Source organism: Nonomuraea spiralis (assembly GCF_014648435.1).
Lineage (GTDB): Bacteria > Actinomycetota > Actinomycetes > Streptosporangiales > Streptosporangiaceae > Nonomuraea > Nonomuraea spiralis.
Genome location: NZ_BMRC01000026.1, coordinates 67,231 through 93,825, shown reverse-complemented (window position 1 = coordinate 93,825; position 26,595 = coordinate 67,231). Strand labels below are relative to the sequence as shown.

The 26,595-nt window shown below is 71.9% G+C and carries 25 protein-coding genes; 16 read left to right on the top strand and 9 right to left on the bottom strand.

Going from position 1 to position 26,595, the window contains the following annotated elements:
- Positions 1 to 4: 4 nt before the first annotated feature.
- Both IEZ27_RS41710 and IEZ27_RS41705 read right to left on the bottom strand, forming a co-directional pair.
- Positions 5 to 1,828: an ABC transporter ATP-binding protein gene (locus tag IEZ27_RS41710; RefSeq protein ID WP_189652313.1), complete on the bottom strand. Its 1,824-nt coding sequence runs from the start codon at positions 1,826 to 1,828 to the stop codon at positions 5 to 7.
- Positions 1,828 to 3,642: an ABC transporter ATP-binding protein gene (locus IEZ27_RS41705; RefSeq protein ID WP_189652312.1), complete on the bottom strand. Its 1,815-nt coding sequence runs from the start codon at positions 3,640 to 3,642 to the stop codon at positions 1,828 to 1,830. Before IEZ27_RS41705 ends, IEZ27_RS41710 begins: the two co-directional genes overlap by 1 nt.
- A 143-nt stretch (positions 3,643 to 3,785) precedes the next feature.
- Between IEZ27_RS41705 and IEZ27_RS41700 the strand changes: the two genes are divergently transcribed.
- Positions 3,786 to 4,985, top strand: a complete 1,200-nt coding sequence (locus IEZ27_RS41700) for a hypothetical protein (protein WP_189652311.1) — start codon at positions 3,786 to 3,788, stop codon at positions 4,983 to 4,985.
- A gap of 23 nt (positions 4,986 to 5,008) precedes the next feature.
- Here the strand turns inward: IEZ27_RS41700 and IEZ27_RS41695 are convergent, their stop codons facing one another.
- Positions 5,009 to 7,138 (bottom strand): sensor histidine kinase, encoded by a 2,130-nt coding sequence (locus tag IEZ27_RS41695; protein WP_189652310.1) that lies wholly within the window; start codon positions 7,136 to 7,138, stop codon positions 5,009 to 5,011.
- Between the two features lie 140 nt (positions 7,139 to 7,278).
- On the opposite strand from IEZ27_RS41695, the gene IEZ27_RS41690 reads away from it, so the two are divergent.
- The 3 genes from IEZ27_RS41690 to IEZ27_RS41680 all read left to right on the top strand — a co-directional run bounded on the left by IEZ27_RS41690 (position 7,279) and on the right by IEZ27_RS41680 (position 9,362).
- On the top strand, positions 7,279 to 7,554 hold the full coding sequence (locus IEZ27_RS41690; RefSeq protein WP_189652309.1) for a sulfurtransferase TusA family protein: 276 nt from the start codon (positions 7,279 to 7,281) through the stop codon (positions 7,552 to 7,554).
- A gap of 567 nt (positions 7,555 to 8,121) precedes the next feature.
- A complete protein-coding gene (locus IEZ27_RS41685) occupies positions 8,122 to 8,919 on the top strand; it encodes an alpha/beta fold hydrolase (protein WP_189652308.1) in 798 nt (265 codons plus the stop codon).
- Positions 8,916 to 9,362 carry a YdeI/OmpD-associated family protein gene (locus IEZ27_RS41680; RefSeq protein ID WP_189652307.1) on the top strand — a complete coding sequence of 149 codons (447 nt, stop codon included), beginning with the start codon at positions 8,916 to 8,918 and terminating at the stop codon, positions 9,360 to 9,362. Before IEZ27_RS41685 ends, IEZ27_RS41680 begins: the two co-directional genes overlap by 4 nt.
- Before the next feature lie 26 nt (positions 9,363 to 9,388).
- On the opposite strand, the gene IEZ27_RS41675 is transcribed toward IEZ27_RS41680, so the two are convergent.
- On the bottom strand, positions 9,389 to 10,135 hold the full coding sequence (locus IEZ27_RS41675) for an SRPBCC family protein (protein ID WP_189652306.1): 747 nt from the start codon (positions 10,133 to 10,135) through the stop codon (positions 9,389 to 9,391).
- A gap of 211 nt (positions 10,136 to 10,346) precedes the next feature.
- On the opposite strand from IEZ27_RS41675, the gene IEZ27_RS41670 reads away from it, so the two are divergent.
- The 5 genes from IEZ27_RS41670 to IEZ27_RS41650 all read left to right on the top strand — a co-directional run bounded on the left by IEZ27_RS41670 (position 10,347) and on the right by IEZ27_RS41650 (position 13,415).
- Positions 10,347 to 10,934 carry a hypothetical protein gene (locus IEZ27_RS41670; protein WP_189652305.1) on the top strand — a complete coding sequence of 196 codons (588 nt, stop codon included), beginning with the start codon at positions 10,347 to 10,349 and terminating at the stop codon, positions 10,932 to 10,934.
- A 16-nt stretch (positions 10,935 to 10,950) separates the two neighbouring features.
- Positions 10,951 to 12,120: a sensor histidine kinase gene (locus tag IEZ27_RS41665; protein WP_229824812.1), complete on the top strand. Its 1,170-nt coding sequence runs from the start codon at positions 10,951 to 10,953 to the stop codon at positions 12,118 to 12,120.
- Positions 12,117 to 12,773, top strand: coding sequence for a response regulator (locus tag IEZ27_RS41660; protein ID WP_189652303.1), 657 nt, complete (start codon positions 12,117 to 12,119; stop codon positions 12,771 to 12,773). The genes IEZ27_RS41665 and IEZ27_RS41660 overlap by 4 nt, the downstream gene beginning before the upstream one ends.
- Positions 12,774 to 12,802: 29 nt before the next feature.
- Positions 12,803 to 13,120: a DUF3140 domain-containing protein gene (locus tag IEZ27_RS41655; protein WP_189652302.1), complete on the top strand. Its 318-nt coding sequence runs from the start codon at positions 12,803 to 12,805 to the stop codon at positions 13,118 to 13,120.
- Between the two features lie 82 nt (positions 13,121 to 13,202).
- Entirely contained in the window at positions 13,203 to 13,415 is a 213-nt protein-coding gene (locus IEZ27_RS41650) for a hypothetical protein (protein ID WP_125647606.1), read from the top strand.
- A gap of 11 nt (positions 13,416 to 13,426) precedes the next feature.
- On the opposite strand, the gene IEZ27_RS41645 is transcribed toward IEZ27_RS41650, so the two are convergent.
- Positions 13,427 to 14,020 carry a TetR/AcrR family transcriptional regulator gene (locus IEZ27_RS41645; protein ID WP_125647603.1) on the bottom strand — a complete coding sequence of 198 codons (594 nt, stop codon included), beginning with the start codon at positions 14,018 to 14,020 and terminating at the stop codon, positions 13,427 to 13,429.
- A 46-nt stretch (positions 14,021 to 14,066) separates the two neighbouring features.
- Between IEZ27_RS41645 and IEZ27_RS41640 the strand changes: the two genes are divergently transcribed.
- From IEZ27_RS41640 to IEZ27_RS41630, 3 genes are all read left to right on the top strand, one after another.
- Positions 14,067 to 15,005 carry a beta-ketoacyl-ACP synthase III gene (locus tag IEZ27_RS41640; protein ID WP_189652301.1) on the top strand — a complete coding sequence of 313 codons (939 nt, stop codon included), beginning with the start codon at positions 14,067 to 14,069 and terminating at the stop codon, positions 15,003 to 15,005.
- A 42-nt stretch (positions 15,006 to 15,047) separates the two neighbouring features.
- Positions 15,048 to 17,918 carry a BTAD domain-containing putative transcriptional regulator gene (locus IEZ27_RS41635; protein ID WP_189652300.1) on the top strand — a complete coding sequence of 957 codons (2,871 nt, stop codon included), beginning with the start codon at positions 15,048 to 15,050 and terminating at the stop codon, positions 17,916 to 17,918.
- Between the two features lie 171 nt (positions 17,919 to 18,089).
- A complete protein-coding gene (locus IEZ27_RS41630) occupies positions 18,090 to 19,106 on the top strand; it encodes a fatty acid desaturase family protein (protein ID WP_229824811.1) in 1,017 nt (338 codons plus the stop codon).
- A gap of 3 nt (positions 19,107 to 19,109) precedes the next feature.
- Here IEZ27_RS41630 and IEZ27_RS41625 read toward each other — a convergent pair whose 3' ends face one another.
- A complete protein-coding gene (locus IEZ27_RS41625; RefSeq protein WP_189652298.1) occupies positions 19,110 to 19,325 on the bottom strand; it encodes a hypothetical protein in 216 nt (71 codons plus the stop codon).
- 47 nt (positions 19,326 to 19,372) lie between these two features.
- Here IEZ27_RS41625 and IEZ27_RS41620 point away from each other — a divergent pair, with 47 nt between their 5' ends.
- The 4 genes from IEZ27_RS41620 to IEZ27_RS41605 all read left to right on the top strand — a co-directional run bounded on the left by IEZ27_RS41620 (position 19,373) and on the right by IEZ27_RS41605 (position 23,260).
- A complete protein-coding gene (locus IEZ27_RS41620) occupies positions 19,373 to 20,494 on the top strand; it encodes a sensor histidine kinase (RefSeq protein WP_229824810.1) in 1,122 nt (373 codons plus the stop codon).
- Positions 20,491 to 21,159: a response regulator transcription factor gene (locus IEZ27_RS41615; protein WP_125647586.1), complete on the top strand. Its 669-nt coding sequence runs from the start codon at positions 20,491 to 20,493 to the stop codon at positions 21,157 to 21,159. The genes IEZ27_RS41620 and IEZ27_RS41615 overlap by 4 nt, the downstream gene beginning before the upstream one ends.
- Positions 21,160 to 21,256: 97 nt before the next feature.
- On the top strand, positions 21,257 to 22,510 hold the full coding sequence (locus IEZ27_RS41610) for a cytochrome ubiquinol oxidase subunit I (RefSeq protein WP_189652296.1): 1,254 nt from the start codon (positions 21,257 to 21,259) through the stop codon (positions 22,508 to 22,510).
- 9 nt (positions 22,511 to 22,519) lie between these two features.
- Positions 22,520 to 23,260, top strand: a complete 741-nt coding sequence (locus IEZ27_RS41605; RefSeq protein WP_189652295.1) for a cytochrome d ubiquinol oxidase subunit II — start codon at positions 22,520 to 22,522, stop codon at positions 23,258 to 23,260.
- A gap of 47 nt (positions 23,261 to 23,307) precedes the next feature.
- On the opposite strand, the gene IEZ27_RS41600 is transcribed toward IEZ27_RS41605, so the two are convergent.
- Genes IEZ27_RS41600 through IEZ27_RS41590 form a run of 3 tightly spaced genes read right to left on the bottom strand, consistent with a single transcriptional unit; the run spans position 23,308 to position 26,594 of the window.
- Positions 23,308 to 25,059 (bottom strand): bifunctional metallophosphatase/5'-nucleotidase, encoded by a 1,752-nt coding sequence (locus IEZ27_RS41600; protein ID WP_189652294.1) that lies wholly within the window; start codon positions 25,057 to 25,059, stop codon positions 23,308 to 23,310.
- Positions 25,060 to 25,084: 25 nt separating this feature from the next.
- Positions 25,085 to 25,858 carry an alpha/beta fold hydrolase gene (locus tag IEZ27_RS41595; RefSeq protein WP_189652293.1) on the bottom strand — a complete coding sequence of 258 codons (774 nt, stop codon included), beginning with the start codon at positions 25,856 to 25,858 and terminating at the stop codon, positions 25,085 to 25,087.
- Positions 25,859 to 25,868: 10 nt separating this feature from the next.
- Positions 25,869 to 26,594, bottom strand: a complete 726-nt coding sequence (locus IEZ27_RS41590) for an SDR family NAD(P)-dependent oxidoreductase (protein ID WP_189652292.1) — start codon at positions 26,592 to 26,594, stop codon at positions 25,869 to 25,871.
- Position 26,595: the final 1 nt, after the last annotated feature.

Sequence of the window (26,595 nt, the reverse complement as noted above, 5' to 3'; positions counted from 1 at the left end):
GCCGTCAGGGTTCGCCGACGGCGACGAACCCGGTGTCGGGGCGGTAGTTGGGCGACTGGTGGCGGAAATAGGTGTTGTAGACCTGGCAGTAGCGGCCGCCGCGGGCCAGCAGCTCGGCGTGGCCGCCCTCCTCGACGATGCGCCCGTGGTCGAGCACGATGATGCGGTCGACGTGCTCGATCGTGGACAGCCGGTGGGCGATGACGATCGAGGTGCGGCCGGCCAGCACGACGTCGAGCCCCTCCTGGATCTGGGCCTCGGTCAGCGGGTCGACGCTGGCCGTCGCCTCGTCGAGCACGACGATCGCCGGGTCCTGGATGAGCAGGCGGGCCAGCGCGACGAGCTGCCGCTGGCCCATGGACAGGGCCCGGCCGTGCTCGCCGACGTCGGTCTCCAGGCCGTGGGGCAGCGCCTCGATCCAGTCGCCGCCGCCGACCGCGGCCGCCGCGGCCAGCACCTCGTCCTCGCTCGCCGCGGGCCGCGGGTAGCGGATGTTGTCGGCGACCGTGCCGCTGAACAGGAACGGCGCCTGCGGCACCGCGCCGATCTGCCGCCGGTACGCGCCCAGGTCGAGCGAGCGGATGTCGTGGCCGTCGATCAGCAGGCGGCCTTCCTGGAACTCGTAGAACCGGGTGATCAGCTTGCCCAGCGTGGACTTCCCGGCGCCGGTGTGGCCGACCAGCGCGACCGTCTCACCCGCCTCGATGGCCAGGTCGAAGTGGCGGAGCACGGGGCTGGCCGCGTCGTAGCCGAAGGTGAGGTCGTCGAACTCGATGCGCCCGGCCAGCCGGCCCGGGTCGGCCGAGCCGGTCTGCGACACCCGGGGCGGGGCGTCGATCAGGGCGAAGACCCGTTCGGAGGCCGACAGGCCCTGCTGGAACTGCGACCAGAAAGCGGCGATGGAGGTCAGCGGCATCCAGAAGAGCGACACACCCTGGAGGAACAGGTACCAGTCACCGGCCGACAGGCCGCCGCCGAGCACCGACGTGCCGCCGAACTGGACGAGCGCGACCGTCGCGAGCCCGGCCACGAGGAACAGCAGGGGGAAGATGGCCGAGAAGACGAAGCCCTGCCGCAGCGTCACCCGGTAGCTCTGCTCGTTGATGGGCCGGAACTCGTCGTAGACCTGCCGCTCCTGGCGGAAGTTCTTCGCCACGGCGATGCCGCCCATGGTCTCCTGCAGATTGGCGTTGACGCGGCTCAGCGAACGCTGGGCGCGGCGCGTGCTGGACCTGGCCATGCGCCGGAACACCAGCGCGAGGCCCATCACGATCGGCGCCACCAGCAGGGTCAGCAGCGCGAGCTCGACGCTGCGCAGGAACAGCAGGACCGTGACGAAGCCCACCATCAGCACCTGGCTGATCAGGTCCATGGTCAGGGTCGAGACCGAGGCGAAGTCGTCGGTGTCGGAGGTGACGCGGCTGACGATCCGGCCCGAGGGGGTCTCGTCGTAGAAGGACAGGTCGCGTTCGAGCACGGCGTCGAAGGCGTCCTCGCGCAGGCGGAGCACGACGTCGCCGGTGACCCGCGCGCTGTACCACTGGCGGACGAAGTTGAACGCCCAGCTCAGCGCCCCGGCGAGGAGGATCCCCGCGGCGAGGAGCCAGCCGACGCCGCCGATGGTGCCGTCCTGGATCGCGTCGACGCCCTCGCTGGCCAGCAGCGGCAGGGCCGCCTGCGCCGCCGAGACCAGCACGATCATGGTCGCCACCAGGAGCATCGCGCCCAGCTTCGGCCGGAAGTAGGCCAGGATCCGGCGCAGCAGGTCGCGGTCGGTGTAGGTGCGGTCGTAGTCCTCGGCGTCGAGGCCGTCCATGATGAAGCCCATCAGTGGACCCTTTCCTGCTCGTCGAGCGTGCCGTCGCCGACCGGGACCTCGTCGTAGTGGGCGAAGATGCGCCGGTAGAGGGGACTGCTGCGGATCAGCTCGTCGTGGGTGCCGAAGGCGGCCACCTCGCCGCGCCGCAGCAGCAGGACCTTGTCGGCCCAGCGGATCTGGGAGAGCCGGTGGGTGATCAGCAGGGTGGTGCGACCCTCCTGGATGCGGCCGATGGCCTGCTGGATGCGGTCTTCGGTGGCGGAGTCGATGGCGCTGGTGGAGTCGTCGAGCACCAGGATCGCCGGGTCGGTCAGCAGCGCCCGCGCGATGGCCAGCCGCTGGCGCTGGCCGCCGGACAACGTGATGCCGCGTTCGCCGATGACGGTGTCGTAGCCGTCGTCGAGCTCGGCCACGAACTCGGCGGCCTGCGCGTCCTCGGCGGCCTTGACCACGGCCGCGCGGTCGGCCCGCTGGCCGAGACCGAAGGCGATGTTCTCGGCCACCGAACGGGAGAACAACACGATGTCCTGCTCGATCGTGGAGATCTGGGAACGCAGCGAGTCGAGGTCCCACTCGCGTACGTCGACGCCGTCGACCAGGATCCGGCCCGAGGTGACGTCGTAGATCCGGGGCACCAGTTTCGTCAGCGTGCTCTTGCCCGCCCCGGTCTCGCCGACGATCGCCACCGTCTCCCCCGGCCGCACGGTGAACGTCGCCCCGCGCAGCACGGGCTCGCCCTCGCCGTAGCCGAACGTGACGTCGTCGAAGACGATCTCGCCGCCGATGGGCGCGGCGTGCCCGGCGGCCGGCTGCTCCAGCTCGGTGTCGGCGTTGACGATGTCGAGGATCCGGCGCGAGGACACGATGCCGATCTGGACCAGCGAGAACGTGAAGATCGAGATCTGGGTCGGGAAGCCGAGCATGCCCATCAGCCCCATGAACGCCACCACGTCGCCGAGCGTGAGCACGCCCGCGGCCTGGAGGTAGAGCGCGTGCCACAGCGCCCCCGCCATGGCGAACGCGAACAGCAGCGTGGGCAGGTAGCGGGCCTGGACCAGGCCGTTGCGCACGAAGGAGTCGCGGTAGAGCCCGGCGAGGGCCCGGAAACGCCGTCGTTCCTGCTCCTCCTGCGCGGTCACCTTGATCACCTCGATGCCGCGCACCGCCTGGCTCAGCCCGGCGTTGAGGTCGCCGAACTCGTCGCGCATGCGGGTGGCCACCGGGTTGAGCTGGCCCATGTAGTGTCTGAGCGCGATCACGAACAGCACCCCGAACACCACCGGCACCAGCAGCAGGCGCGGGTCGATCGCGGCGATGAAGACCAGGGGCACCAGGCCGGTGAGCCCGGAGTCGACGATCAGGTCGACCCCCGGGCTGATCATGATGGAGAGCTGGCGGATGTCGTTGGCCGCCCGCGCCATCAGGTCGCCGACCCGCTGCCGGTTGTGGAAGGTCTGGCTCTTGCCGAGCAGGCCGACGTAGAGCTCGTCGCGGGCGTCGCGCTCCAGCCGCTTGGCCAGCACCTCGCTGCTCATCCGGGCGACGAGGTCGAGCAGGCCACGGGCCGACACGATCGCCAGCAGCGCCAGGGCGACCAGGCCGAGCGCGGCGGCGGGCTCGCCCCGCCCGCCCAGCACCGCGTCGAAGGCCGAGCCGGTGAGCTGCGGGACCAGCGCGTTGAGCACCACCATCACCAGCGAGCCGCCGAGGAAGCCGGTCAGCGGGAGCGGGTGGCGGCGCAGATGGGACCAGAGCCAGCGGACCGGGCCGCGCCGGTTGTAGCGCGGGCCGTCGACGGAGAACTCCGAAGTGCCGGTGGTCACGGTGAAACCCCTTGGCCGAGGGCGGGTGAACGTCGAACTCGTTTTCTATCACCGGCCACCGACAGATTCCCATGCGTTTTCCGGCCGTCCGTACGGTCAAAGGGCAGGCATCGTCACGCAATGAGACAGTAACCTTACCCACCGTGGACCCTTTTCGTCATCAGGCCGACCTGCTGCCGCTCGTGACCCTGCAGCCCCCCGTGCGCCTCCTTCCGGCCGACGATCTCGCGGCCGTGGTCCGGGCGACGCCGATCGTCCACGACCTGCTGCGCCTGGCCGCCGCCGCCGGTGACGCGGGGGCTCCCCGGCCGGAGCAGGCGCGGATGTGGAGCGTGGCGGAGGACAGCCGGCTCGTCGACGTACGCGACGGGGCCGCCTTGACCGGCCCCGCGGCCGAGACCCTGCTCTCGGGGCCCGCCGACGAGGTGCTCGACACGTGGGGCGACATCCTCTACTCGCTGTTCGCCCCCGAGGCCGACCCCGCGGCCCTCGACCCCGGCACGAGCACCCTGCTGATGCTGCTCAGCCATCGCGACGCCCTGCCGGTCGCCGAGATCCCCGAGCTGACCGACCAGGCGGCCGACGAGCTGGCGGAGCTGCGGCTGATCAGGCGCGAGGGCTCGTCGGTGTCGCTGACACCGCTCGGCACCTGGAGCGCGCTCGACCTCTTCAGGACCCTCATCGGGCAGGACATCCCGGTCCACGGCGCCACGGCCGGGGTCGACGCCCCCACGCTGCTGCGGGCCCTTCGCACGTACAGCGACGAGGAGCGTGTCGAGGAGGTGCGCGTGTGGCTGGGCGCGCGCGATCCCGCGCGGGCCGCCGAGGAGATCGCCGGGGTCCTGCTCGACGTCAGCCCGCTGAGCCGGGCCGTCGGGCTGACCGTGCTGCTGGAGGACCTCGACCGGCCGGGTCTCGACGTCGCCGCCGCGCTGCGCGAGGTGCCCCGGCTGGGGGCGCTCATCCGGGCGCGGGAGAAGGAGGACCACGGCCTCCCGCCCGCCCCGGTGGACGTGGCCTGGGTCTACGCCGACATGACCGTGGCCGCGATGGAGATCGGCGGGCCGGCCGAGTCGATCCTCCAGCTCTCCGGAAACCTGGAGGTCGACGACGTGCTGAGCATGCTCGGCATGATGACCTGCAGCGACCATCCCTACACCACGCCGATGTTGCGCTTCCTCATCGAGCACCACCCGGCGCCCCGGGTGGCCTCGGCCGCGCGCGTGGCGTTGCAGCGCTGGCGCGGGGTGCACGTACGGCCGCCGGGTGAGCGCGGGCGGCGGCCGCGCAAGCCCCGCAAGCCGGGCAAGACGACCGGGGCCCAGAAGAGACGCCGCCGCTGACCCACGCCGCCCTGGAGGTAGCCCTAGTGCGGGCGGGGTCCGGAGCCGGCCCGGTCCAGGGGGGCTGCCGTGTCCAGGCCGGCGGCGGGGCTCAGGGGGAGCATGACCTCGACGCGCGTCCCGCCGCCCGGCTCGCTGTTGACGACGCAGATGCCGCCGAGCTCGGCCGCCCGTTCGCGCATGGAGCCGAGGCCCACGCCCGCGCTGTACGTCGCCGGCAACCCCCGTCCGTCGTCGGCGACCAGCACGCGCAGCATCGAGTCCCGCTGGAGCACGATCCGGGCGCGGGAGGCCCTGGCGTGCCGCCGGATGTTGGTCAGCGCCTCCTGGACGATCCGGTAGACGGCCACCTCGACGGCGGCGGGCAGGTCGGTCAGGCCGCCCTCGACCTCCACCTCGATCTCGGTGTCCGGGGAGGACTGCCCGGCCAGCTCCCGTACGGCGCGGGCCAGGCCGAGGTCGTCGAGCGCGGGCGGGCGCAGGCCGTACACCAGCTCGCGGATGTCGTCGGTGACGGCGCCCATGCCGGTGTGCAGCTCGCGCAGCAGTTCGTCGGCGGCGTCGGGGGACTTCTTCAGGCTCATCCTGGCCAGGTTGATGGTCATGGCCATCGCCGAGAGGGTCTGGCCGAGCCCGTCGTGCAGGTCGCGGCGCAGGCGGCGGCGTTCCTCCTCACGCGCCGTCAGGATGCGTTCCCGGGAGCGCTGGAGGTCGGCGGCCATGCGTACGGCGTGCGCGACGTCGGCGGCGTACGGCGTGAGCGTGGTGAGCACGCGCTCGTTGTGCGCGGCCGGGAAGCGGCGCGGGCCGGGCGGGCCGACGAACAGGCGGCCGACGAGCTCGCCGTGCCACACCAGCGGCACCTCGCGGGGGTCGGGGCCCACGCGGCCGCTCTCGACGTAGCGCGGCTCGCCGTCGGCGACCTCGACGGCCACGCCCTCGACCGCCAGCCCGTCGCGCAGCACGCTCACCACCGAGGTCAGCGCCTTGGCCGGGTCACCGCGCCGGACGGCCTGGGTCAGGCGTTCGGCCAGCACGGAGGGGTCGCCGACGCTGCCGTACAGGAGGTGGTCGACGGCGCGTTGCAACACGCGCCGCAGTGGCTGGAAGAACGCGCCGGCGAACAGCGCGGCGGCGATGCCGGCGATCTCGTCGTAGCCGGAGACGACGAGGCTGGACAGCGCGCCCGCGCCGAAGTAGACCGCGCTCACCACGGCCACGAGCCCGGCCGCGACGAAGGCCCGGCTGATCACCGTGTCGATGCCGTAGAGCCGGTAGCGCGTCACCGAGAACGCGACGGCGACCGGGATGAGCGCCGCCCACACCACGCTCGGCCACAGGAACCCGGGCAGGAACGCGGACATGATCAGGAACACGACATAACCCGCGAACGCGAACAGCGGCCACCCGATCTGCCGCCTGCCGACCGGGTCGGCCCGCCGCAGCCGCAGCGCCAGGGAGAGCGCCGTGAGCGCCATGGAGACGTAGATGCCGGTCCAGGCGACCGTGGAGACGCCTTCCAGGTACGGCCCGAGCGCGCGGACCTGGAGCGGGTTGGGAATGACGGCCGGATACGGGTAGCTCCCGGGCGGCGGGGTGGGCCGGAGCACCGCACGGAGCAGGTCGAGCCCGAGCGAGGACGCGCCCAGCAGCAACACCCACCGCCAGCGCGGCGAGGGCAGCCGGCCGTCGGGCGAGTAGAGCGGCAGCAACATGGTGAGCGCCAGGCCGCACACCGCCCACCCGACCTGCGTGGGGTAGCGCATGAACCCGGCCGTCGCCAGGTCGCCGTCGGCGGCCAGGCGGAACATCAGCGCGCTCGACAGGTCGCTGACCGCGGCGGCGATCCCGCCCACGACCATCAGCCAGGCCATGTTCAGCCGGGGCCGGTGGAAGATCAGGAACGCGCCGACCGCGGGGAAGGTGAGGGCGGCGGCCGTCTGGGGCGTGGCGGTCCTGTCGGGTGTCCACGCCTCCGGCAGGTGGGCGTAGAGGAGCAGCGCGGCGATCGTGAGAACCGGGGACGCCACCGCCATGACGACGGCCGCGATCCGCGCGAACGTGACGCCGCGCCCTCCGAGGCCGCGCCCGGGGTCGTTCCCGGAACCTTCTGCTAGCTTGGCCTCTTCGGCGATCTCGGCGAACCCAGCCATCTCATCACCGCCTCCCCCGACACTTGAACAGGATTATGGTCCCTGTAATGGGATAATCCGCCCGTTGTGTCCGGGCCGTTACCGTTCGGCGGCCAGGACCGCCCGGCGTCCCCCGAGGCGGTGCGTGGTTTCCTATACGCATGCCCGAACCTGATCTCGTGATCGACGGCGGCGACAAGATGTGCGTCCAACTGCTCATCGAGCTGCGCGGGCACGTGCTGCGCGCCGGTCCCGGCGCCGTGATCCACCTGATCGCCACCGACCCGGCCGCGCCCGTCGACCTGCCCGCCTGGTGCCACCTGACCGGCCACGCCTACCTCGGGCCGGTGCCCGGAGCCGAGCGTCCGACGTTCGCGGTGCGGGTCTCGGACGCCGCCAAGCAGACCGAGCCCACCCGCCCCTGGCACGCGGCCTGAACGGTCACTCCTCCGGTGGCTTGAGGCGTGGGGGGCCCCGGTTCGGAGCGTGACGCGCCCGGCGACCGCCGGGCGGGCGGCGTAACAGCGGACACGCGAGGGACGTCTTCTCGGCCCGGCATGGCCTGGCGCGGGCACGTGAGGGACGTCTTCTCGGCCTGGCGCGGGCAGTTGAGGGACGTCTCCGCGTAGCGCGGGCCGCCTCGGTGACGTCGGGCCCATCCACGGTGTCCCGTCGGGCTCCGGGCGGGGTGCCGGTCCGGCGCGGGCGGGGGGTGCGGCGCGGGCGGGGGTGCCCGGGGTGGCGCGGGGGCGGGGGCGTGTTTACGGCACGTGCCGGGGATCGGGCGGGCGGCTGGCAGACCGCGCGTCCTCGTCCACGGCACGTGCCGTCCCCTCCTCATCGCGGCACGCGACACGGGAGCCGTCCCAGCGTCCCCCGCGCTCGGGACGACTCCACCCGGTAAGAGCGCGAAGGTGCACGCATGAGTACATCCCCACCCAAGATAATCCTTGACAAATTTTTTTTTCGGCAGATACGGTGGGCATCACGAAACGGAGGACACCATGAGCAACATGATCAAATCCGCGGACGGCACCCCCATCGCATACGAACGCGCAGGCCAGGGCCCGGCGGTCATCCTCGTGGACGGCGCGCTCAGCTTCCGGGGCTCCAGCATCAACGGCGACCTCGCCACGGCACTGGCCCCCGACTTCACGGTCTACACCTACGACCGGCGAGGGCGGGGCGAGAGCGGCGACACCACGCCGTACGCGCCGGAGCGGGAGATCGAGGACCTGGCCGCGCTCGCCGAGGAGGCCGGCGGCCGGGTCCGCCTGTACGGCACCTCCTCCGGCGCCGCCCTGGCCCTGGCCGCGGTCGCGAACGGCCTGCCCGTCGAACGGCTGGCCCTGTACGAGCCGCCGTTCGTGGTGGACTCCACCCGCCCGGCGCTCGGCGACGACTACGTCCGGCGGCTCGGCGCCCTGGCGGCCGGCGACCGCCGGGCCGAGGCGGTCAGGCTGTTCATGCGCGAGGGCGTCAACCTGCCGGCGATCGTGGTGGCGATGATGCGGTTCATGCCCGCCTGGGGCAGGCTCAAGGCCGTAGCCCACACCCTGCCGTACGACACCGCGCTGGTCGCCCCCTACCAGCGGGGCGAGCCGTACCCGGAGGGCGAGTGGGCGGCGGTGACCGTTCCGGCGCTCGTCATCGACGGCGGCAAGAGCCCGCAGTGGATGCGCAACTCCGTCGGCGCGCTGGCGAAGGCCCTGCCCGGGGCCGGCTACCGCACGCTCGACGGACAGACCCACATCGTCAAGCCCGAGGCCCTGGCGCCGGTACTGAAGGAGTTCTTCGCATGAGGTTCACCTGCACGATCCAACTGCACGGCAAGACCGCCACAGGCATGGAGGTCCCGTCCGAGGTGGTCGAGGGGCTGGGCGCCGGGCGGCGGCCGGCCGTGACCGTCACCCTGAACGGCTTCACCTACCGCAGCACCATCGCGCCCATGGACGGGCGGTTCATGATCCCGCTCAGCGCGGCCAACCGAGAGGAGGCGGGGGTGGCGGCCGGAGACACGGTGGCGGTCGAGGTCGAGCCGGACACCGCGCCCCGGGAGGTCACGGTGCCCACCGACCTGGCCGAGGCGCTCGACCTGGTCCCGGCCGCCCGGACGTTCTTCGACGGGCTGTCGTACTCACGCAAGCGGCGGTACGTGCTGCTGGTCGAGGGCGCGAAGAAGCCGGAGACCAGGCGGCGGCGCGTCGAGGACGCCGTCGCCAAGCTCGCCGCCGGCATCGCCTGAACGGCACGGCCGGGAAGGCGGCGGGGTCAGGCGAAGGCGAGGGCGAGCCAGTCGCTCCAGGCCGCCTCCAGGGCGGCGCCGTCCACCGGCGTGTACGCGTGATGTTCCACCACCGCCGCGCCGCGGGCCTGGATGAACATGTAGAGGCCGTCGTCCGTGCGGACGGCCACGAACGTGCCGGGGTCCGTCACCCACTCCACGACCCCGGGCTCCGGCTCGCGCCCCGCGATCGCGACCGTCACCTTCTCCCCCGCCACCGGCCGTCCGGCGAGGCCGAGCGCGCCGCCGAGCGCGGCCCAGAAACGTTCCTCCGTCGCGTTCGGGGCGACCAGGAACAGGTTGTGGGCGGAGATCCTGCCGGGGAAGTGCTTGAGGTAGACGGCCAGCTTGTACAGGTACTGGAGGTCGCCGCGCTGGAGGTCGTCGTACTCGGACTCCCAGTCGTCGCCGAGGAAGCCGCTGTGGACGAAGCGGAGCACCGTGCCGGCCGAGCCGCGGCCTTCCAGGAGGTACTCGAAGGCCATGAAGGTGCCGTCGGGGTTCTCCACGCCTCGGTGGGCCAGGCGTCTGCCGGGCTCCCAGGCGGTCACCACCGACTCGGTGGCCTCGTCGGTGCCGAAGGTCTGCGTGCCCGCGCCGCCCACGCGCGGTTCGAGTTCGGTACGGCCCATGAACCACGAGTCGATGCCCGGCCCCTCCGCGATGGCCCGCCAGACCACGTCCGGAGCGGCGTCCAGCGGGATCTCGTGGCGGATCTCGAACTCGTGCGGCATGCCTGTCTCCCTGTCACGGCCTCGGGCTGTAGTGCGGCTGAGGGTTTCACCGACAAGTTCAATTGTCAAGGATTACCGGCCGGGGCCGCCCCAGGGAGTGAGCGGCATCCCTCTTGAGAGCGAGGCGGAGGATCGCTCGGCACGGCGATCACATCCGGAGCGGAAAACCGCAGGATAAGTGCATCGCCCCACCCACTGAGGAGAACCCCCGATGAACACCCGCAGCGCTTTCATCGCCGCCCCGCTGCTCGTCCTGGCGTACGGCCTCATCCGGATCGCCGACGGCTTCGACGGAACCCGCGGGCCCGGACTGGCCTGGACAACCGGCCACCTTGCCTTTTCAGCCGCTCTCATCTTGTTCGTCGTGATATTTCGGGATATGTGGCGGATGCTCGACCGCAACCGCATCGCCACCACCAGTCTCGTGATCGGACTGGTCGGCATCGTGTGCGCGTTCGCCCAGTTCGCGATCGACATCGTCGTAGGGTTCATGTCCGCCGACCACGACGCGATGTCAGTGTTGTGGGAGCAGATCCAAGCGGTCCCGGGAGTGTCGCCGGTCGTCTACTCCGTCGGCCCGGCCCTGTTCTACCTGGCCCAGCTCTCCCTGGTGATCCACCTCGCCGTCCGCCGGCAGGTCAAGCCCTGGATGCCGGTCCTCGTCCTGCTCAACGTCGTCGTCCCCCTCGTCAGCCTGGACCTGATCCCGGTCGGCGCCGTCATCATGCTGGTGGCGTTCTGGCCGCTGGCCCGCCGCCAGGCCCAGTCCGGTGCCCGGCACACGCTCGTCCATGCGTGAGGAACAATGGGACCCTGTGTCCGATCTGACGCTTATCGACCTACTTCGTCGCAGGCTCCGAGCGCTCCCCCACCTCTGGGTGGACGGGGCGCTCGCCCTGTTGGTCGCCATCGTCCAGGTCTGGCCGCTGGTGTCGAGCCTCGACTCGTACGGCGGCAGGTGGGACTGGTGGGGGTACGTCGTCGCGATCGGCGCCTCGGTCCCCATCGTCTGGCGGCGCAGGTGGCCGGTGACGGTGCTGATCATCAGCCTGCTCGTGGGCGCGCTCTACGACCTGTCCGACAACGTCGCCCGCCAGCCCATCTGGTACGGCGCCCTCGTCGCGTTCTACACGGTCGCGGCCTGCAGCCCCCGCCTGCCCCGGATCATCATGCTCGTCGCGACCCTCGTCGGCGGCCTGGCCTCCGTAGGGTCGTGGGAGACCGCGATGCGCGGGGTCGCCCTGTTCACCGCCGCGTACGCCATCGGCAGGGCCGCGGCCACGTCCCGCGCCCACGCCGCCGAACTGGCCGAGCGGGCGGCCCGGCTGGAGAAGGAGCGTCAGTTGGAAGCCGAGCGCGCGGCCGAACGCGAGCGGGCCAGGATCGCCCGGGACATGCACGACATCCTGGCCCACGCGGTGAGTCTCATGGTGGTCCAGGCCGAGGCGGGGCCCGTCGTCGTACGCAGCAACCCGGCCAGGGCCGAGGCCGCCTTCGACGCCATCGCCGCCGCGGGACGCGACGCGATGGTGCAGCTCCGCCGCATGCTCGGCGTACTGAAGGAGGATGAGCCGGAGGCGCCGCGGGCGCCGCAGCCGACCCTCGCGGACCTGCCCGCGCTGGCCGGTCAGGTGGCCGGAACGGGCCTCGACGTGCGGTTCGCCGAGTCGGGCGAGCCGCGCCCGATCGGCCCCGACAGCGCGGTGGCCGCCTACCGCATCACGCAGGAAGCACTCACCAACATCGTCAAGCACTCCGGCGCCGACCACGCCGAGATCCGGCTCACCTGGGAGGACGACCACCTGATGATCGACGTCACGGACAACGGCCGCGGCGGCGGCCGGGCGCTGCCCTCGGGCGGCAACGGGCTGATCGGCGTGCGCGAGCGCGCCGCCGCGTGCGGCGGCAGCGCGACCGCCGGCCCGCGCACGGACGGCCCCGGCTTCGCGGTGTCGGCGCGGCTGCCGCTGGGGGCCGGCCGATGAGCGTGCGCGTCGTGGTGGCCGACGACCAGGAGCTGGTCAGGGGCGGGTTCGCGATGATCCTCGACGCCCAGCCCGACATCTCCGTGGTGGCCGAGGCGAGCGACGGGGTCGAGGCCGTCGCCGCCGTACGGGCCCATGAGCCCGACGTGCTGCTGCTCGACATCCGCATGCCCAGGATGGACGGCATCGAGGCGGCCAGGATCGTGTGCGCCGAGACCGGCTGCCGGGTGCTGATGCTGACCACGTTCGACCTGGACGACTACGTGTTCGACGCGCTGCGGGCGGGCGCGAGCGGGTTCCTGCTGAAGGACGTGCGACGGGACGACCTGGTGAGCGCGGTGCGCGTGGTGGCCGCGGGCGAGTCGCTGCTGGCTCCGACCGTGACCAGGAGGCTGATCGCCGAGTTCACCTCCAGGCCCGTGGCGGCGGGCGCCCCGGCCCGGACGCTGGAGTCGCTGACCGCCCGCGAACGCGAGACGCTGCAGCTGATCGCGCGCGGGCTGTCCAACGCGGAGATCGCCGAGGCCATGGTGGTCAGCGAGCACACCGTGAAGACGCACGTCAGCAATGTGCTGAGCAAAATGGGCCTGCGGGACCGGGTGCAGGCGGTGATCGCGGCGTACGAGTCGGGGCTGACCGTTCCCGGGGCGTAACGCGAGGTCCGGGCGGGTAAGCGGCCCATATGACTGAGGGTTTCGACACGAACGCGCTCTGGAACGAGTTCCATCGCGCGGTCAACATGAACTCCGAGGAGCTGCGCGGCTACCTGCTGGCCGAGGCCTCGGACGAGGAGGGCTTCCCGCCCGACCCCGACATGGGCATCGACGAGCTGGGCCGGGGCGTGCTGCACGTCCTGAGCAAGCGGAAAGGCGACCTGACCAAGACCGACCTGGACGTGATGCGCCAGGTGATCGAACTGGTCGAGACCATGGGCGACCGTACGGACGACGACTCGCGGCGCGAGCTGATGTCCGTCGGACACGACCCGCTACGGGCGTAACGTCCCGAATTCAACGAATGATGGATGTGGGACGACGCAAAGTGATGGAATGGACGGAGCAGACATCATCCGAGGAGATCCGTTGAGAGACAACCTCGACCTAGCCGCGAGCGCCCAGCAGCTGGCCGACGCCGCCCCGACGGGATCGATCGACCGTGCCGCGGCCTCGTCCGTGGCGATCACGCTGGCCACGACGCGTGACATCGCCGACGCGCGCCAGGCCCTTGACGGGTTGTCCCCGGCGGAGGTGCGGCAGGCGGCGCTCGACCTGTTCGACCGCCTCGCGGCGAGCTAGCCCGCGCGCGCTCAGCCGCCCAGCCGGGCCCGTACGGCCCGCCGCGCCCGTTCCGGGGCCATCGGGTCGCGATGGAGCTGGATGGCGTGGTTCGTCGCCATGAGCAGCCCGAGTAGCTCGAACACGAGCTGGTCGGGGTCGGTGCCGGGCGGCAGGTCGCCCGCGTCCGCCGCGCGGCCCGCCTCCTTGCGCAGCCGCCCGCGCCAGGCGTCGAACAGCGACACGACCGCGTCCCGGACGGCTCCCGCGCGCCCGTCGAACTCGTGGGAGGCGGCCACGAAGAAGCAGCCGCCCGGGAAGACCTCGCGTTCGAGGTAGGAGATCCACGCCTCGCAGAGCACGCGCAGCCTGGGCAGGCCCGGCTCGGCGGGGATCGCGGGCGCCCAGACCTCGGCGCGGAAGATCTCCCCCGCCCGCCCGAGTACGGCGAGCTGCAACGCCTCCTTCGTCCCGAAGTGCCCGATCACGCCGGACTTGCTCATCTCCAGCTCGAAGGCCAGCCGGCCGATGGTCAGCCCTTCGAGCCCTTCGGCGGAGGCGATGGCGACCGAGCGCTCCAGGATCGCCGTACGGGTGCCGAGTGCTTCGGCGGCGGACTTGCGCATGCGGGCACTTTAGCGTCCGAACGTTCGGTTGCTATAGTCCGGCCGCATGAACGGATCCCGCATCCTCGCCACCGGTCACCACCAGCCCGCCACGATCCTGACCAACGACGAGCTGGCCGCCATGGTGGACACCAGCGACGAATGGATCAGACAGCGGGTCGGGATCCGTACCAGGCACGTGGCCGGTCCCGACGAGAGCGTGACCGACCTGGCCACGCACGCCGCCGCCAAGGCCCTCGCCGCGAGCGGCCTCGACCCGGCCGCCGTCGACCTCGTCCTCGTCGCCACCTGCACGCAGACCGAACGCGCGCCGAACGTCGCCTCCCGCGTCGCCGCCCGGCTGGGCGTGCCCGGCGGCGCCCTGATGGACGTCGGCGTCTCCTGCTCCGGCTTCACCCACGCGCTGGCGCTGGCCGACCACGCCATCCGGGCCGGCGCCGCCACGAACGCCCTGGTCGTGGGCGCGGACCGGATGACGGCCGTCACCGACTGGACCGACCGGACCACCTGCGTCCTGACCGGCGACGGCGCGGGCGCGGCCGTGGTCGGCGCCGCCGCCGAGGCGGAGATCGGTCCCGTCCTCTGGGGTTCGGCGCCCGAGCTGGGGGACGCGGTACGGATCGAGGGCGAACCCGCCCGGTTCGCGCAGGACGGGCAGACCGTCTACCGCTGGGCCACGACGCGGCTTCCCGGCATCGCGCGGCAGGTGTGCGAGCGCGGCGGGGTCCGACCGGAGGAGCTGGCCGCCGTGGTGCTGCACCAGGCGAACCTGCGCATCGTCGAGCCCGTCGCCCGAAGGCTCGGCGCGGTCAACGCGATCGTCGCGCGGGACGTGGTGGAGTCGGGGAACACCTCGGCCGCCAGCGTGCCGCTCGCCCTGTCGAAGCTGCTCGAACGGGGTGAGGTGGCGAAGGGCGCGCCGATGTTGTTGTTCGGTTTCGGCGGGAACCTGTCGTACGCGGGCATGATCGTACGCTGCCCGTGACGCCGGGCGCTGCCCGGTCCGTACGGTGCGTACGGTAGGGGCATGCGGATCGGGGTTCTGGGGCCGCTCCAGGTGGCTGGGGCCGAGATCGGCGGCGCCCGCGTACGCGCCCTGTTCGTGCGGCTGGCGCTCGACCCCGGCCGGGTGGTGACGGCCGACCGGCTGATCGACGACCTGTGGCCCGGCGAGCCGCCCGCGCATCCGACGGCCGCGTTGCAGTCCCTGGTGTCGCGGGCCCGCCGGGAGGCCCCCGGGCTGATCTCCTCCCACCCCGCGGGCTACCTGCTGGACGTGCCGCCCGCCGAGGTGGACTCGTGGGCGTTCGAGCGGCTGGTACGGGCCGGTGACCCGCGCGGCGCTCTGGCGCTCTGGCGCGGGCCCGCGCTGGCGGACGCGGCCGGTCTTCAGTTCGCCGCCGCGCCCGCGGCCCGGCTGGAGGAACTGCGCCTCACGGCCCTCGCCACCGCGATCGCCGCCGACCTGGCGGCCGAGCAAGGGGGCGTGTCAGGGGACGAGGGCGGCGGGCCGGGGCTGGTGGCCGAGTTGGAGGGGCTGGTCGCGGCGCATCGGCTGCGGGAGCCGTTCCATGCCCTGCTCATGCGGGCGCTGGTGGCGCGTGGGCGGCGGGGCGAGGCGCTGGAGGTCTTCGAGCGCATCAGGGCCGATCTCGCCGCGGAACTGGGCGTCGATCCCGGCCCCGAGCTGCGCGAAGCCCATCTGGCGGCGGTGCGGGAGCCCGCTCCCGCGCCGCGGGGCAACCTGCCCGCCCGGCTCACGAGCTTCGTCGGCCGTTCCGGCGACGTCGCAAGGCTCCGGGAGCTGCTGGGCGGCCAGGACGCGCGGCTGGTCACGCTCGTCGGCCCCGGCGGCGTGGGCAAGACCCGCCTGGCCCTGGAGGCGGCGTCGGCGCTCGACGTGCCGGACGGAGTGTGGCTGGTCGAGCTGGCCTCCGCCGCCGGGGTGCGGGCGGCCGTCGAGAGCGTGCTGAGAACGACCGACGTGGTACGTGCGCTGCGCGGCACCTCGCCCCTCATCGTCCTGGACAACTGCGAGCACGTCGTCGAGGAGGCCGCCGTGGTCGCGCGGTGGCTGCTGTCGGAGGTCTCCGGGCTGCGCGTCCTGGCCACCAGCAGGGAGCCGCTCGACGTCCCCGGCGAGACGCTGCACCCGGTGCGGCCGCTGCCCGAGGCCGTCGAGCTGCTCAGGGAGCGGGCCGCGGCGGCCAGGCCGGGGCTTGGGCTGGGCGAGGCGGACGCGGCGCGCATCTGCCGCGAGCTCGACGGCATCCCGCTGGCGATCGAGCTGGCCGCCGCCCGGCTGCGTACGATGCCGGTGTCCGTACTGGTCCGGCAGCTCGGCGACCGGCTGGCCTTCCGCGGGGGCCGTACGTCGGAGCCGCGTCACCGCACGCTGCGCGACGTCATCGACTGGAGCTGGAACCTGTTGTCGGCGCGCGAGCGCGAGCTGCTGCGCGGGCTGACGGTCTTCTCCGGCGGCGCGACGTACGAGGCCGTCGCGGAGATCTGCGGCGGCGACCCTGACGATCTCGCCTCGCTCGTGGACAAGTCGCTCATCTCCGTCTCCGGCGACCGCTACGTGATGCTGGCCACCATCAGGCAGTACGCCGCCGCCGACCTGCCCGCCCTCAGGCAGGCCCACGCCGGCTACTACACGCGGCTGGCCGAGACCGCCGAGCCCCACCTGCGTACGGGCGAGCAGCTCGCGTGGCTGGAGGTGCTGGACGCCGAGCAGGACAACCTCGACGCCGCCCTGCGTCACTCCGACGACCCGCTCAGGCTGGTGCTGCCCCGGTTCTGGCCGTGGATCATGCGCGGGCGGCGGCGGGAGATGAGCGAGCAGGCGGCGGCCGTGTTGCGCCGTACCGGCGAGGTGCCCCCGCCGGGCCGCGAGCTGGCGCACGGGCTGTGCCGGGTGCTCACGGGCGGCGAGCCGTCCCCGGCCGTGCTCGACTCCGACCATCCGGCCGCGCTCAACTTCTGGGCCATGAGCGGCGCGCAACGCCCGCCCGGCGACGTCGTCGAGCTCACCGAGCACACCGTCGAACGCCTGCGCGACTCCCCCGACCCGTGGACGCGCTCGGCCGCGCTGCTGGTCGGCGGCATCGTCCGGTTCGAGTACGGCGCGGTGGCCGGTGCCGAGGACCTGCTCGGCCCGGCGCTCGACGGGTTCCGCCGCACCGGCGACCGCTGGGGCCAGTGGGCCACGCTCTACTGGCTCTCGCTGGTCGCCGAGAACCGGGGCGACTTCGCCGCCGCGCTCGCCCTGGCCGAGGAGCCCGGACGCCTGGCCGCCGAGTTGTCGGGGCTGGACGCGCCGCTCGGCCCGATGACGTTCCTGCTGCGGCTGGGCCAGCTCAGGGCGCGGGCGGGCGACCACGAGGGGGCCGCGGCCACGCTGGAGGAGGCGTGGTCGTCGGCGCTGCGGGCCGACGACGCCGTGACCCAGGCCAGGGTCCTGCACGCCCGTGCCGAGCTGGCCCGGCGTACCGGCGACAGGGCGGGGGCGGCCCGGCTGCTCGACCGGGCGCTGTCGCTCGGCAGCGGGGAGGGGCCCGTGCAGTTCAGGGCGTTCATGCACGTCGAGCTGGCCCGTGTGGCGGAGCCGGGGCCGCCGCTGCGCGCGGCACTGGAGCTGATGGAGACCTGCGGTGACCGGACGGCCCGCGCGACCGTGCTCGAAGGCGTGGCCGAGCACCTGCGGCCCCGGGCGGCGGCCGAACTGCTCGGCGCGGCCCGCGCGCTGCGCGGCGTCGGCGACTCCGCCGATCCCCTGCTGGCCGCGCTGGACGGGCGGTGCCGGTCCGCGCTCGGCCCGGACGCCTTCCACGACGCCCTGACCAGGGGAGCCGCGCTGCCGTCCCCGGAGCGACACGCGCTCGGACTGCTCGCCTGAGAGCGTCCTGCGCACGGCATCCCGTCACCGCACGTAAGGTCGGGGAAGGGGCCGCGGAACCGACGACGAAACCCCTGGTTCGCGGCAGTCCGGATGAGCACAGAACACCTTCCGGTTTCGCGGCGGATACGCCAGGGTTGTGGCAACTTTCACCGCAATGTGAGGAGATCTGTGGCCAATCCAAGTGTGGTCGACACCCGGGGCAGTGACTTCGCCCGACTAGCCCGCCGAATCTCGGACGCCGGTCTCCTCGACCGGCGTCCCGTTTATTACGCGGTGCGGCTCAGCATCGTCGTCGTCGCGTACCTCGGTTGCTGGGCGCTGTTCGCCTGGGTGGGCGACTCGTGGTGGCAACTCCTCGTCGCGGTGGCGCTGGCCGTGGTCTTCGCGCAGATCGGCTTCGTCTCCCACGACCTGGGCCACCGGCAGGTGTTCAGGACGCGGCGGCCGAGCGACGTGACCGGGCTGCTTTTGGGCAACCTCGGCATCGGCCTGGGCTGGGGATGGTGGACCAGCAAGCACAACCGCCACCACGCCAACCCCAACCACGAGGACCACGACCCCGACGTCTCGCCCGCGGTCATCGTCTGGTCGACCGACCAGGTGGCGCGCAGCAGCGGCCTGCCCCGCTTCCTCGCCAGGCACCAGGCGTTCTGGTTCTTCCCGCTGCTCACCCTGGAGGCCTGGCACCTGCACGTGGCCAGCTTCAAGGCGCTGCTCGCGCCCGCGACCAAGCGGCCGTGGATGGAGCTGGTGCTGCTGACCGGGCACGTCGTGCTCTACTTCGGCGCGGTCTTCACCGTGCTGCCGTTCGGCAAGGCCCTGGTGTTCCTGATCGTCCATCAGGGGCTGTTCGGCCTCTACCTGGGGTCGACGTTCGCGCCCAACCACAAGGGCATGCCCGTCCTGACCAAGAACGACAAGCTGGACTTCCTCCGCAAGCAGGTGCTGACCTCCCGCAACGTCAGAGGCGGCCTGTTCACCGACGTGGCGCTCGGCCAGCTCAACTACCAGATCGAGCACCACCTGTTCCCGAACATGCCCGCGCCCAACCTGCGCAAGGCGCAGCCCATCGTCGAGCGTTACTGCGCCGAGGTCGGCGTCAGCTACCTGCAGACCGGGCTCTTCGACTCCTACGGCCAGGCCCTGCGCCACCTGCACGAGGTGGGCGCGGCGCTGCGCCGCTGAGCCTCACCCCTCTTCCTTGACCCGTCTCTCCAGATCGGCACGGCGCCGTTCGAGCTCGGCGATCAGCTCGGACTGCTCGTCGGCCTGGGCGATCATGGCCGCGATCTCGATCTGGTCGGTCGCGCCCATGTCGCCCACCTGGTCGCGCACCTCCTGGTTCTCCGCCTTCAGCCGGTCCAGGTCCGCTTCGACCTGCCGGAGCTCATCCTTTGTACTCATCCCGACCAACTACCCCATCAGCCGCGTGACCATACAGAATGGAGCACATGCGCAGGTTGTCGGCGAGCACCACGGTGTCACTCGTGGTGGTCGCCGTGGTGCTGGCCGGCACGCTGGTCGCCGCGTTCACCAGTGGCCGGACCCCCAACGTGCTCGACGTGGTGCTGCCGGTCGTCTCGTGCGGCGCGCTGATGTTGCGGCGGCGCCTCCCGGTCGCGTCGCTGATCGTGGTCGTCGTGTCGGTGTCGGTCTACTACCCGTTCGCCCGGCTTGACGGGCCCCTGATCGTCCTGGTGTTGGTGGCCCTCTACACCGCCGCGGACCAGGGCAGGCTGGTCGCCGCCATCGCGACCGGGGCCGCGGTGTTGCTTGCCATGGGATTCGGCGAGGCCCGCGGGGTCCGGCACGTGGACGACAGCATGTTCGGCGCGATCACCGGCTGGGTGGTGGCGGCGATCGCGTTCGGCGGGGTCACCAGGAACCGGCGGGCGTACCTGCTGGAGGCGCAGCAGCGCGCACTGGACGCCGAGCACTCCAAGGAGGAGGAAGCCAGGCGGCGCGAGAGCGAGGAGCGGCTGCGCATCGCCAGGGAGCTGCACGACGTGCTCGGGCACAACATCTCCATGATCAACGTGCAGGCGTCGGCCGCGCTGCACGGGCTCGCCAAGCGTCCGGAGAAGGCCGAGGCCGCGCTGCGGACGATCAAGGAGACCAGCAAGGAGACGCTGCGCGAGCTGCGTACCACGCTCGGCGTGCTGCGCCAGGTGGACGAGGACGCGCCGACCGCGCCCGCGGGCAGCCTGGCGCGGATGCCGGAGCTGGTGGCGACGTCGGGGCTGGAGGTGGCCACCGACCTGTCCGGGCCGCTCGACGCCCTGCCGACCGAGGTCGACCTGGCCGCCGCCCGCATCATCAGGGAGTCGCTGACGAACGTCGCCCGCCATTCCGGTACGAAGAAGGCCAGGCTCACGGTCAGCAACTCATCCGGAAATATCATGATCCGGGTTGATGATGACGGCCCGGGCGCCACGTACACCGATGGCAGCGGTTTCGGCCTCCAGGGCATGCGCGAGCGCGCCACCGCGCTCGGCGGCGACCTGGAGGCGGGCCCGCGCCCCGAGGGCGGCTTCCGCGTCGTCGCCCGCCTGCCACTGAACGGAGCACGATGATCCGCGTACTGCTCGCCGACGACCAGACCCTGGTACGAGCCGGGTTCCGGTCGATCCTCTCCGACGAGGACGACATCGAGGTCGTCGGCGAGGCCGCCACCGGCGCGGCGGCCGTGGCTGGAGCCCACGAGCACCGGCCCGACGTCGTGCTCATGGATATCCGCATGCCCGAGCTCGACGGCCTGGAGGCCACCCGGCGCATCGCGGGCGACCCGCGGCTCGACGGCGTCAAGGTCATCATCCTGACCACCTTCGACCTCGACGACTACGTCTACGGCGCGCTGCGCGCCGGCGCGGGCGGGTTCCTGGTCAAGGACACCGAGCCGGCCGAGCTGATCCACGCGGTCCGGGTCGTGTCCAGGGGCGACGCGCTGATCTCGCCCTCGGTGACGCGGCGGCTGATCGCGGAGTTCGCCGGCCGGGTCAAGCGTCCGGAGCCGGGCCCCGAGCTCAACGCGCTCACCGAACGCGAACGCGAGGTCATGGGCCTGGTGGCGGCCGGGCTGTCCAACGACGAGATCGCCGCCCGGCTCGTGCTCAGCCCCGCCACGGCGAAGACGCACGTCAGCCGCATCATGACCAAGCTCGGCGTGCGCGACAGGGCCCAGCTCGTGATCATCGCCTACGAGGCCGGGATGATCACACCGGGCTGGCTTACATCCTGAGTCGTACGACTTTAGTGATCTTCGGCCCGGGGTTGTACGCCGGATTGCAGACCGGAGCATGACGCGGCGGAGCAGCCCGTAACGCCAAGCTTTCGGCATGGACACCGTCGACCTCGCCCGGCTGCAGTTCGCGCTCACCGCGGGCGCGCACTTCCTCTTCGTCGCGCTGACGCTCGGCCTGGCGACGCTGGTGGCCGCCGTCCAGACGTGGGCCACGTTCAGCGGCAACCCCGTCCACCTGCGGATGACGAGGTTCTGGGGCCAGCTCTACATCATCAACTACGCGATGGGCATCGTCACCGGGCTGGTCATGGAGTTCCAGCTCGGCCTGTCGTGGAGCGGCCTGACGGAGTACGCGGGCAACGTCTTCGGCGCCTCGCTGGCCATCGAGACGCTGGTGGCCTTCTTCGTCGAGTCCACGTTCCTGGGCCTGTGGATCTTCGGCTGGAACCGGCTCAACCGCTGGGCCCACCTGGCGCTGATCTGGGTCGTCACGCTGACCGCCTACGCCTCGGCGTTCTGGATCATGATCTCCAACGGCTTCCTGCAGAACCCGGTCGGCTACGCCCTCGACGGCGACACGCTGCGGCTCACCGACTTCGGGGCGCTGGTCGCCAACCCGGCCGCGCTGGTCGCGTTCGGCCACGTCCTGGGCGGCGCGCTGATCGTCGGCGGGTTCTTCATGGCCGGGGTGAGCGCCTACCACCTGCGCCGGCGCACGGCCGAACACGACCTGTTCAGGAAGTCGTTGCGCATCGGCGTCGGCCTCGCGCTGCCGGCCACGTTCGTCACGGTGACGTTCGGCGGGCTCGGGTTCGCGACGCTGCAACCGTCCAAGGCGGCGGCCTGGAGCGGCGGCGCCGAGCGGCTGGCCGCCGTACAGGCGGAGATGACGGCCGCGTACGGGCCGGGCGACTACCTGCCTCCGGCCGGCTGGGTGCAGGCGGCCGGGATCACGATGATGATCCTCTGGGTGGTGATGACGATCGTGGCGGGGCTGAGCCTGCTGCTGATGCTCTTCCGGCCGGTCGTACGTGGGTTCCGGGCGTGGCACTGGCTGCTGACGCTGATGATCCCCGTGCCGTTCGTCACCATGCTCGCCGGGTGGACCTTCCGCGAGCTGGGGCGCCAGCCCTGGGTGGTCTACGGGCTGCTGCGGACGTCCGAGGCCATGTCGCCGGTGACTGCGGGCCAGATGCGGTTGTCGGTGACGGCGTTCGTCTCGGTGTTCGCGGTGCTGATCGGGGTCAACTACTGGCTGCTGGCCAGGGCGGCCAGACGCGGGCCGGGCGCGGTGGCGCTCGGCGACAGCCCGGTCGAGACCCCCGCCCCCGCCGTCCCCGCCTTCTGAGGAACGATCATGGAAATCTTCGTCCTGGCCTTCTTCGCGCTCGGCTACCTCGTGCTGGGCGGGGCCGACATCGGGGTCGGCATGGCCCTGCCCTACCTCGGGCGTTCGGCGGGCGAGCGGCGCGAGGTGATCGCCGCGATCGCGCCCTTCTTCCTCGGCAACGAGGTGTGGCTGGTGGCCTCGGCCGGGGTGCTCGCGGGGCTCTTCCCCGACCTGGAGGGGCGGCTGCTGAGTGGGAACTACGTGGTGGTCGTCGCGCTGCTGCTGTCGTGGGTGGTCAGGGACATGGGCCTGTGGTTACGGGGGCGGGTGCCCGGTGTGCGGTGGCAGACGTTCTGGGACGGCGCGACCGTGGCCGGGAGCTGGGGTCTGGCGCTGAGCTGGGGGTTGCTGCTCGGCGAGGTGCTGCTCGGCATCGAGGGGCCGCTCGTGTCGCTGGCCGCGCTGGCGGTGGCGGCGCTGTTCGCGGTGCACGGGCTGGCGTTCGCGGCGCTGCGGCTGCGCGGGCCGTTGCGGGAGCGGGCCGCGGTGTTGTCCGGCGGAGCGGGCGAGGGCCGCACCTACGCGCTGACGGCCGGCGCGCTGCTGGTGGTCGGGGTGCTGGCCGGGATCCGGCTGCCGCTGGAGCCGGGGTCGTCGGGGGCGGTGCTGGTGCCGGTGATCCTCGTCCTGATCCCGCTGCTGGTGGCCTCGCAGGGGTGGGTGTGGTGGACGTTCAGGCACCGGGTGACCGGCCCGTCGTACCTGTGACAGGGCGGGCGCCCGGGCCGGGCACCCGCCCTGTCACGGACGGCGGCTCAGAACAGCGGAGCCCCGTCGCGGGTCAGCTTCCAGTTGGCGGAGGCGAAGTCGGCGGGGTTGATCGTGCCCTTGGCGGTGGCGTACTCGATCAGCGCCTGACGGATCTCCACCTGCGCGTTGTACAACACGGGAGCGTTGGTGACGTGCGGGAAGCCACCGCCGCCCGACTGGCGGTAGTTGTTGATCGCGACCACGAACTCCTTGCCGGCCGGGATCGGCGCGCCCTCGAAGGTGAGGTTGGCGATGCGCTGCCCGGCGGGCTTGGCCACGTCGATGTCGTACGACACGCCCGAGAGCTGGTCGTAGTTGTAGTCCGGGGTGTTGGCGGCGTTCGTCAGCTTGGTGACGTCCACCGGGTCGCCCGGGTTGAGCTGGTTGAAGTACCGGGCCGAGTACTCCAGATAGTCCTTGATCTGGGCGCCGGTCAGCTTGATCGCCAGCAGCGTGTTGTCGTAGACGTAGAGCCCCGCCACGTCCCTGACGCGCACGTCACCGGCGGGGAAGACCGCGGTGCGGCTGAACGGCGCGGCGATGGACAACACCGGCAGCGTGTTGTCCGGCAGGGCCGCCTTCACGGTCTCGGTCTGCACCTGCTGGATGTAGTCGAGGATCGGCGTGTCCTTGTACGGCGACTCGGCCGCCGACAGCTCCTCGGCCGACTTGGCGACGACCTTGTTGACGTAGCCGATCGTGGTGTCGTGCTGCGGCTTGAGCAGCGAGACGATCTTCGGGTCCTCCGTGACCGTGTTGGTGTTGAGGGTGGCGGAGGTCTTCCCGGTCACGACCCACTTGCCGCGCTGCTTGGTGAGGGTGAAGTCGAGCCGCGACAGGCGCTGGCCCCACTTGCCCGGCTCGGTGAGCAGCACCTGCTGCCCGGTGACCTTGTTGGTCACAAAGCGCTGGGCGACCTCGTTGTGCGCGTGGCCGAACAGCACGGCGTCGATGCCCGGCACCTGCTCGGCGACCAGCGCCGAGGCGTTCTCCACCGGCAGGTCGGTGCCGTAGGAGGACATGCCGCTGTCGCCCGCGTGCGCGGTCACCACGACCACGTCCGCGCCGAGGCCGCGGATGACCGGCACCCACTTTCTGGCCGACTCGACCAGGTCGGTGAAGCGCAGCTTGCCCTCGACGTTCGCCTTGTCCCAGATGGCCACACCCGGGTTGGTCAGGCCGAGCACGCCGACCTTGATCGGCTTGTCGCCCTTGACCTTCATCGTCTTGATCACGAACGGCTCGTACGCCGGCAGCCCGCTCTTGGCCTGCACCGCGTTCGCGCCCAGCACCGGCGCCCGCATCTGCTTGATCCAGGTGGCCAGCAGCGGCAGACCGTAGTTGAACTCGTGGTTCCCCAGGGTGACGGCGTCGTAGCCGATGGCGTTCATGGCCTTGGCCATCGGGTGGGTCCGGCCGGTCTCGGTGATCGGCTCGACCTTGGCGTAGTAGTACGCCAGCGGCGTACCCTGGATGGTGTCACCCGAGTCGAACAGCAGCGTGTGGTCCGCCCCGCGCTCGGCCCTGACCTTGTTGACCAGCGACGACACCTGCGCCAGGCCGATGGTGTTGCCCTGCTTGTCGGAGTAGGCGGCGTCCTTGAAGTAGTCCCAGTTGAGGGCGTTGCTGTGGATGTCCGACGTCCCCATCACGGTGACGGTGACGCTCTTGTCCCCGTTCGCGTGGGCGGGCAGCGCCACCAGGGCCAGCCCGGTCAGCGCCGCGGCCCCGGAGACGGCGAGCTTCTTGGTCTGCATGTGCCTGGAGGGTAACCAGGACAAATTACTCGTTGGTTACGAAATCGCGGATCAGGGCTGTCACCTCCGCGGGACGTTCGTGCAACACCACGTGGCCGCTGTCCAGCTCGGCGTACCGGCTGCCGGGCAGCGCGGCGTGCAGGGCGCGGGCGTGCTCGACCGGGACGAGGTGGTCCTGCGTGCAGCCGATGACCAGTGTGGGCGCGGTGATCGCGGGCAGCAGGTCCCGGATGTCGGTCCTGAGGTCCAGCTCGATCTGGCGTACGGTGCCGGGCGGCGGGTCGCCGGCCAGCATCGCCTTCAGGCCGTCCTCGCCCAGGCCGCTCACGAAGGCCGGGCTGAAACCGACCAGCGGGCCGTACGCCGCGTAGCTCTCGGGGTCGGTGGCCGCCAGGCGCGCCCAGGTGTGCAGGCCGAGCCGGAGGCGGGGGTCGCCGATGTGCGTCCAGCCCGCGATCAGCACCAGCCGCCTGACCAGCTCGGGATACCGGGCCGCGAGCCCGGCCGCCACCACGGCCCCCAGCGAGAAGCCGACGAGGTCGGACGGGCCGTCTTCGGGGAAGGTCGCCGCGACCTGTTCGATCAGCAGGTCGAGCGTGAGGTCGCCACCGGGGTCGGCGGTCTCGCCACTGCCCGCGTAGTCGGGGGTGATCACCGTGCGGATGTCGGCGAGGTTCGGGACGAGGTGGGCGTAGTTGGTGGCGGCGTCGCCGCCGGTGCCGTGCACCATGACCAGGCCGGGGCCGCCGCCTGCCCGGTTGAAGTGCACGTGACCGCCGTCGTGGATGACCGAGGGCATGATCTGTCTCCTAGAGGTTTCCGCCGCCGGTGGCGTCGAGGGTGGTGCCGGTGATGAAGCTCGCCTCGGGCGAGGCGGCGAACGCGACCACGTTCGCGATCTCCTCGGGCAGGCCGATCCGGTTGAGCGCGTGCCTGCTCGCCGCGTACGCGAGGGCCTCGGGGTTCCCCCGCAGCCAGCCCGCGTTGACGTCGGTGTCGATGATGCCGGGCGCGACGTTGTTGACCGTGATGCCGCGCGGGCCCAGCTCCTTGGCCAGGGCCAGCGTGAACACCTGCACCGCGCCCTTGGTCATCGAGTACGCGATGGCCTCGGGGAAGGCGATGCGGGCCACGCCGGAGGTGATGTTGACGATCCGGCCGCCGTCCGGGATGAGCGGCAACACCTGCCGGGTGAGGAAGAACAGGCCCTTGACGTTGACCGCGAACAGCCGGTCGTAGCCCTCCTCCGTCTCCTGCACGAGGGGCTTGGACGTGCCGATGCCCGCGTTGTTGACCAGCACGTCGAGCACGTCCGTCTCGTCGGCCACCCGCTCGGCGAGCCGGGCGACGTCCTCGGGCACCCCCAGGTCCGCCCGTACGGCGACCGCGTTCGCCCCGATCAGCCTCACGACCTCCTCGGCCGCCGCCGAGTCCCTGGCGTAGTTGACGATCACGCGGAACCCGTCCTTGGCGAGGCGCAGCGCGATGGCGCGGCCGATCCCCCTGCCGGCACCCGTGACCAGGGCAGTCTTCATC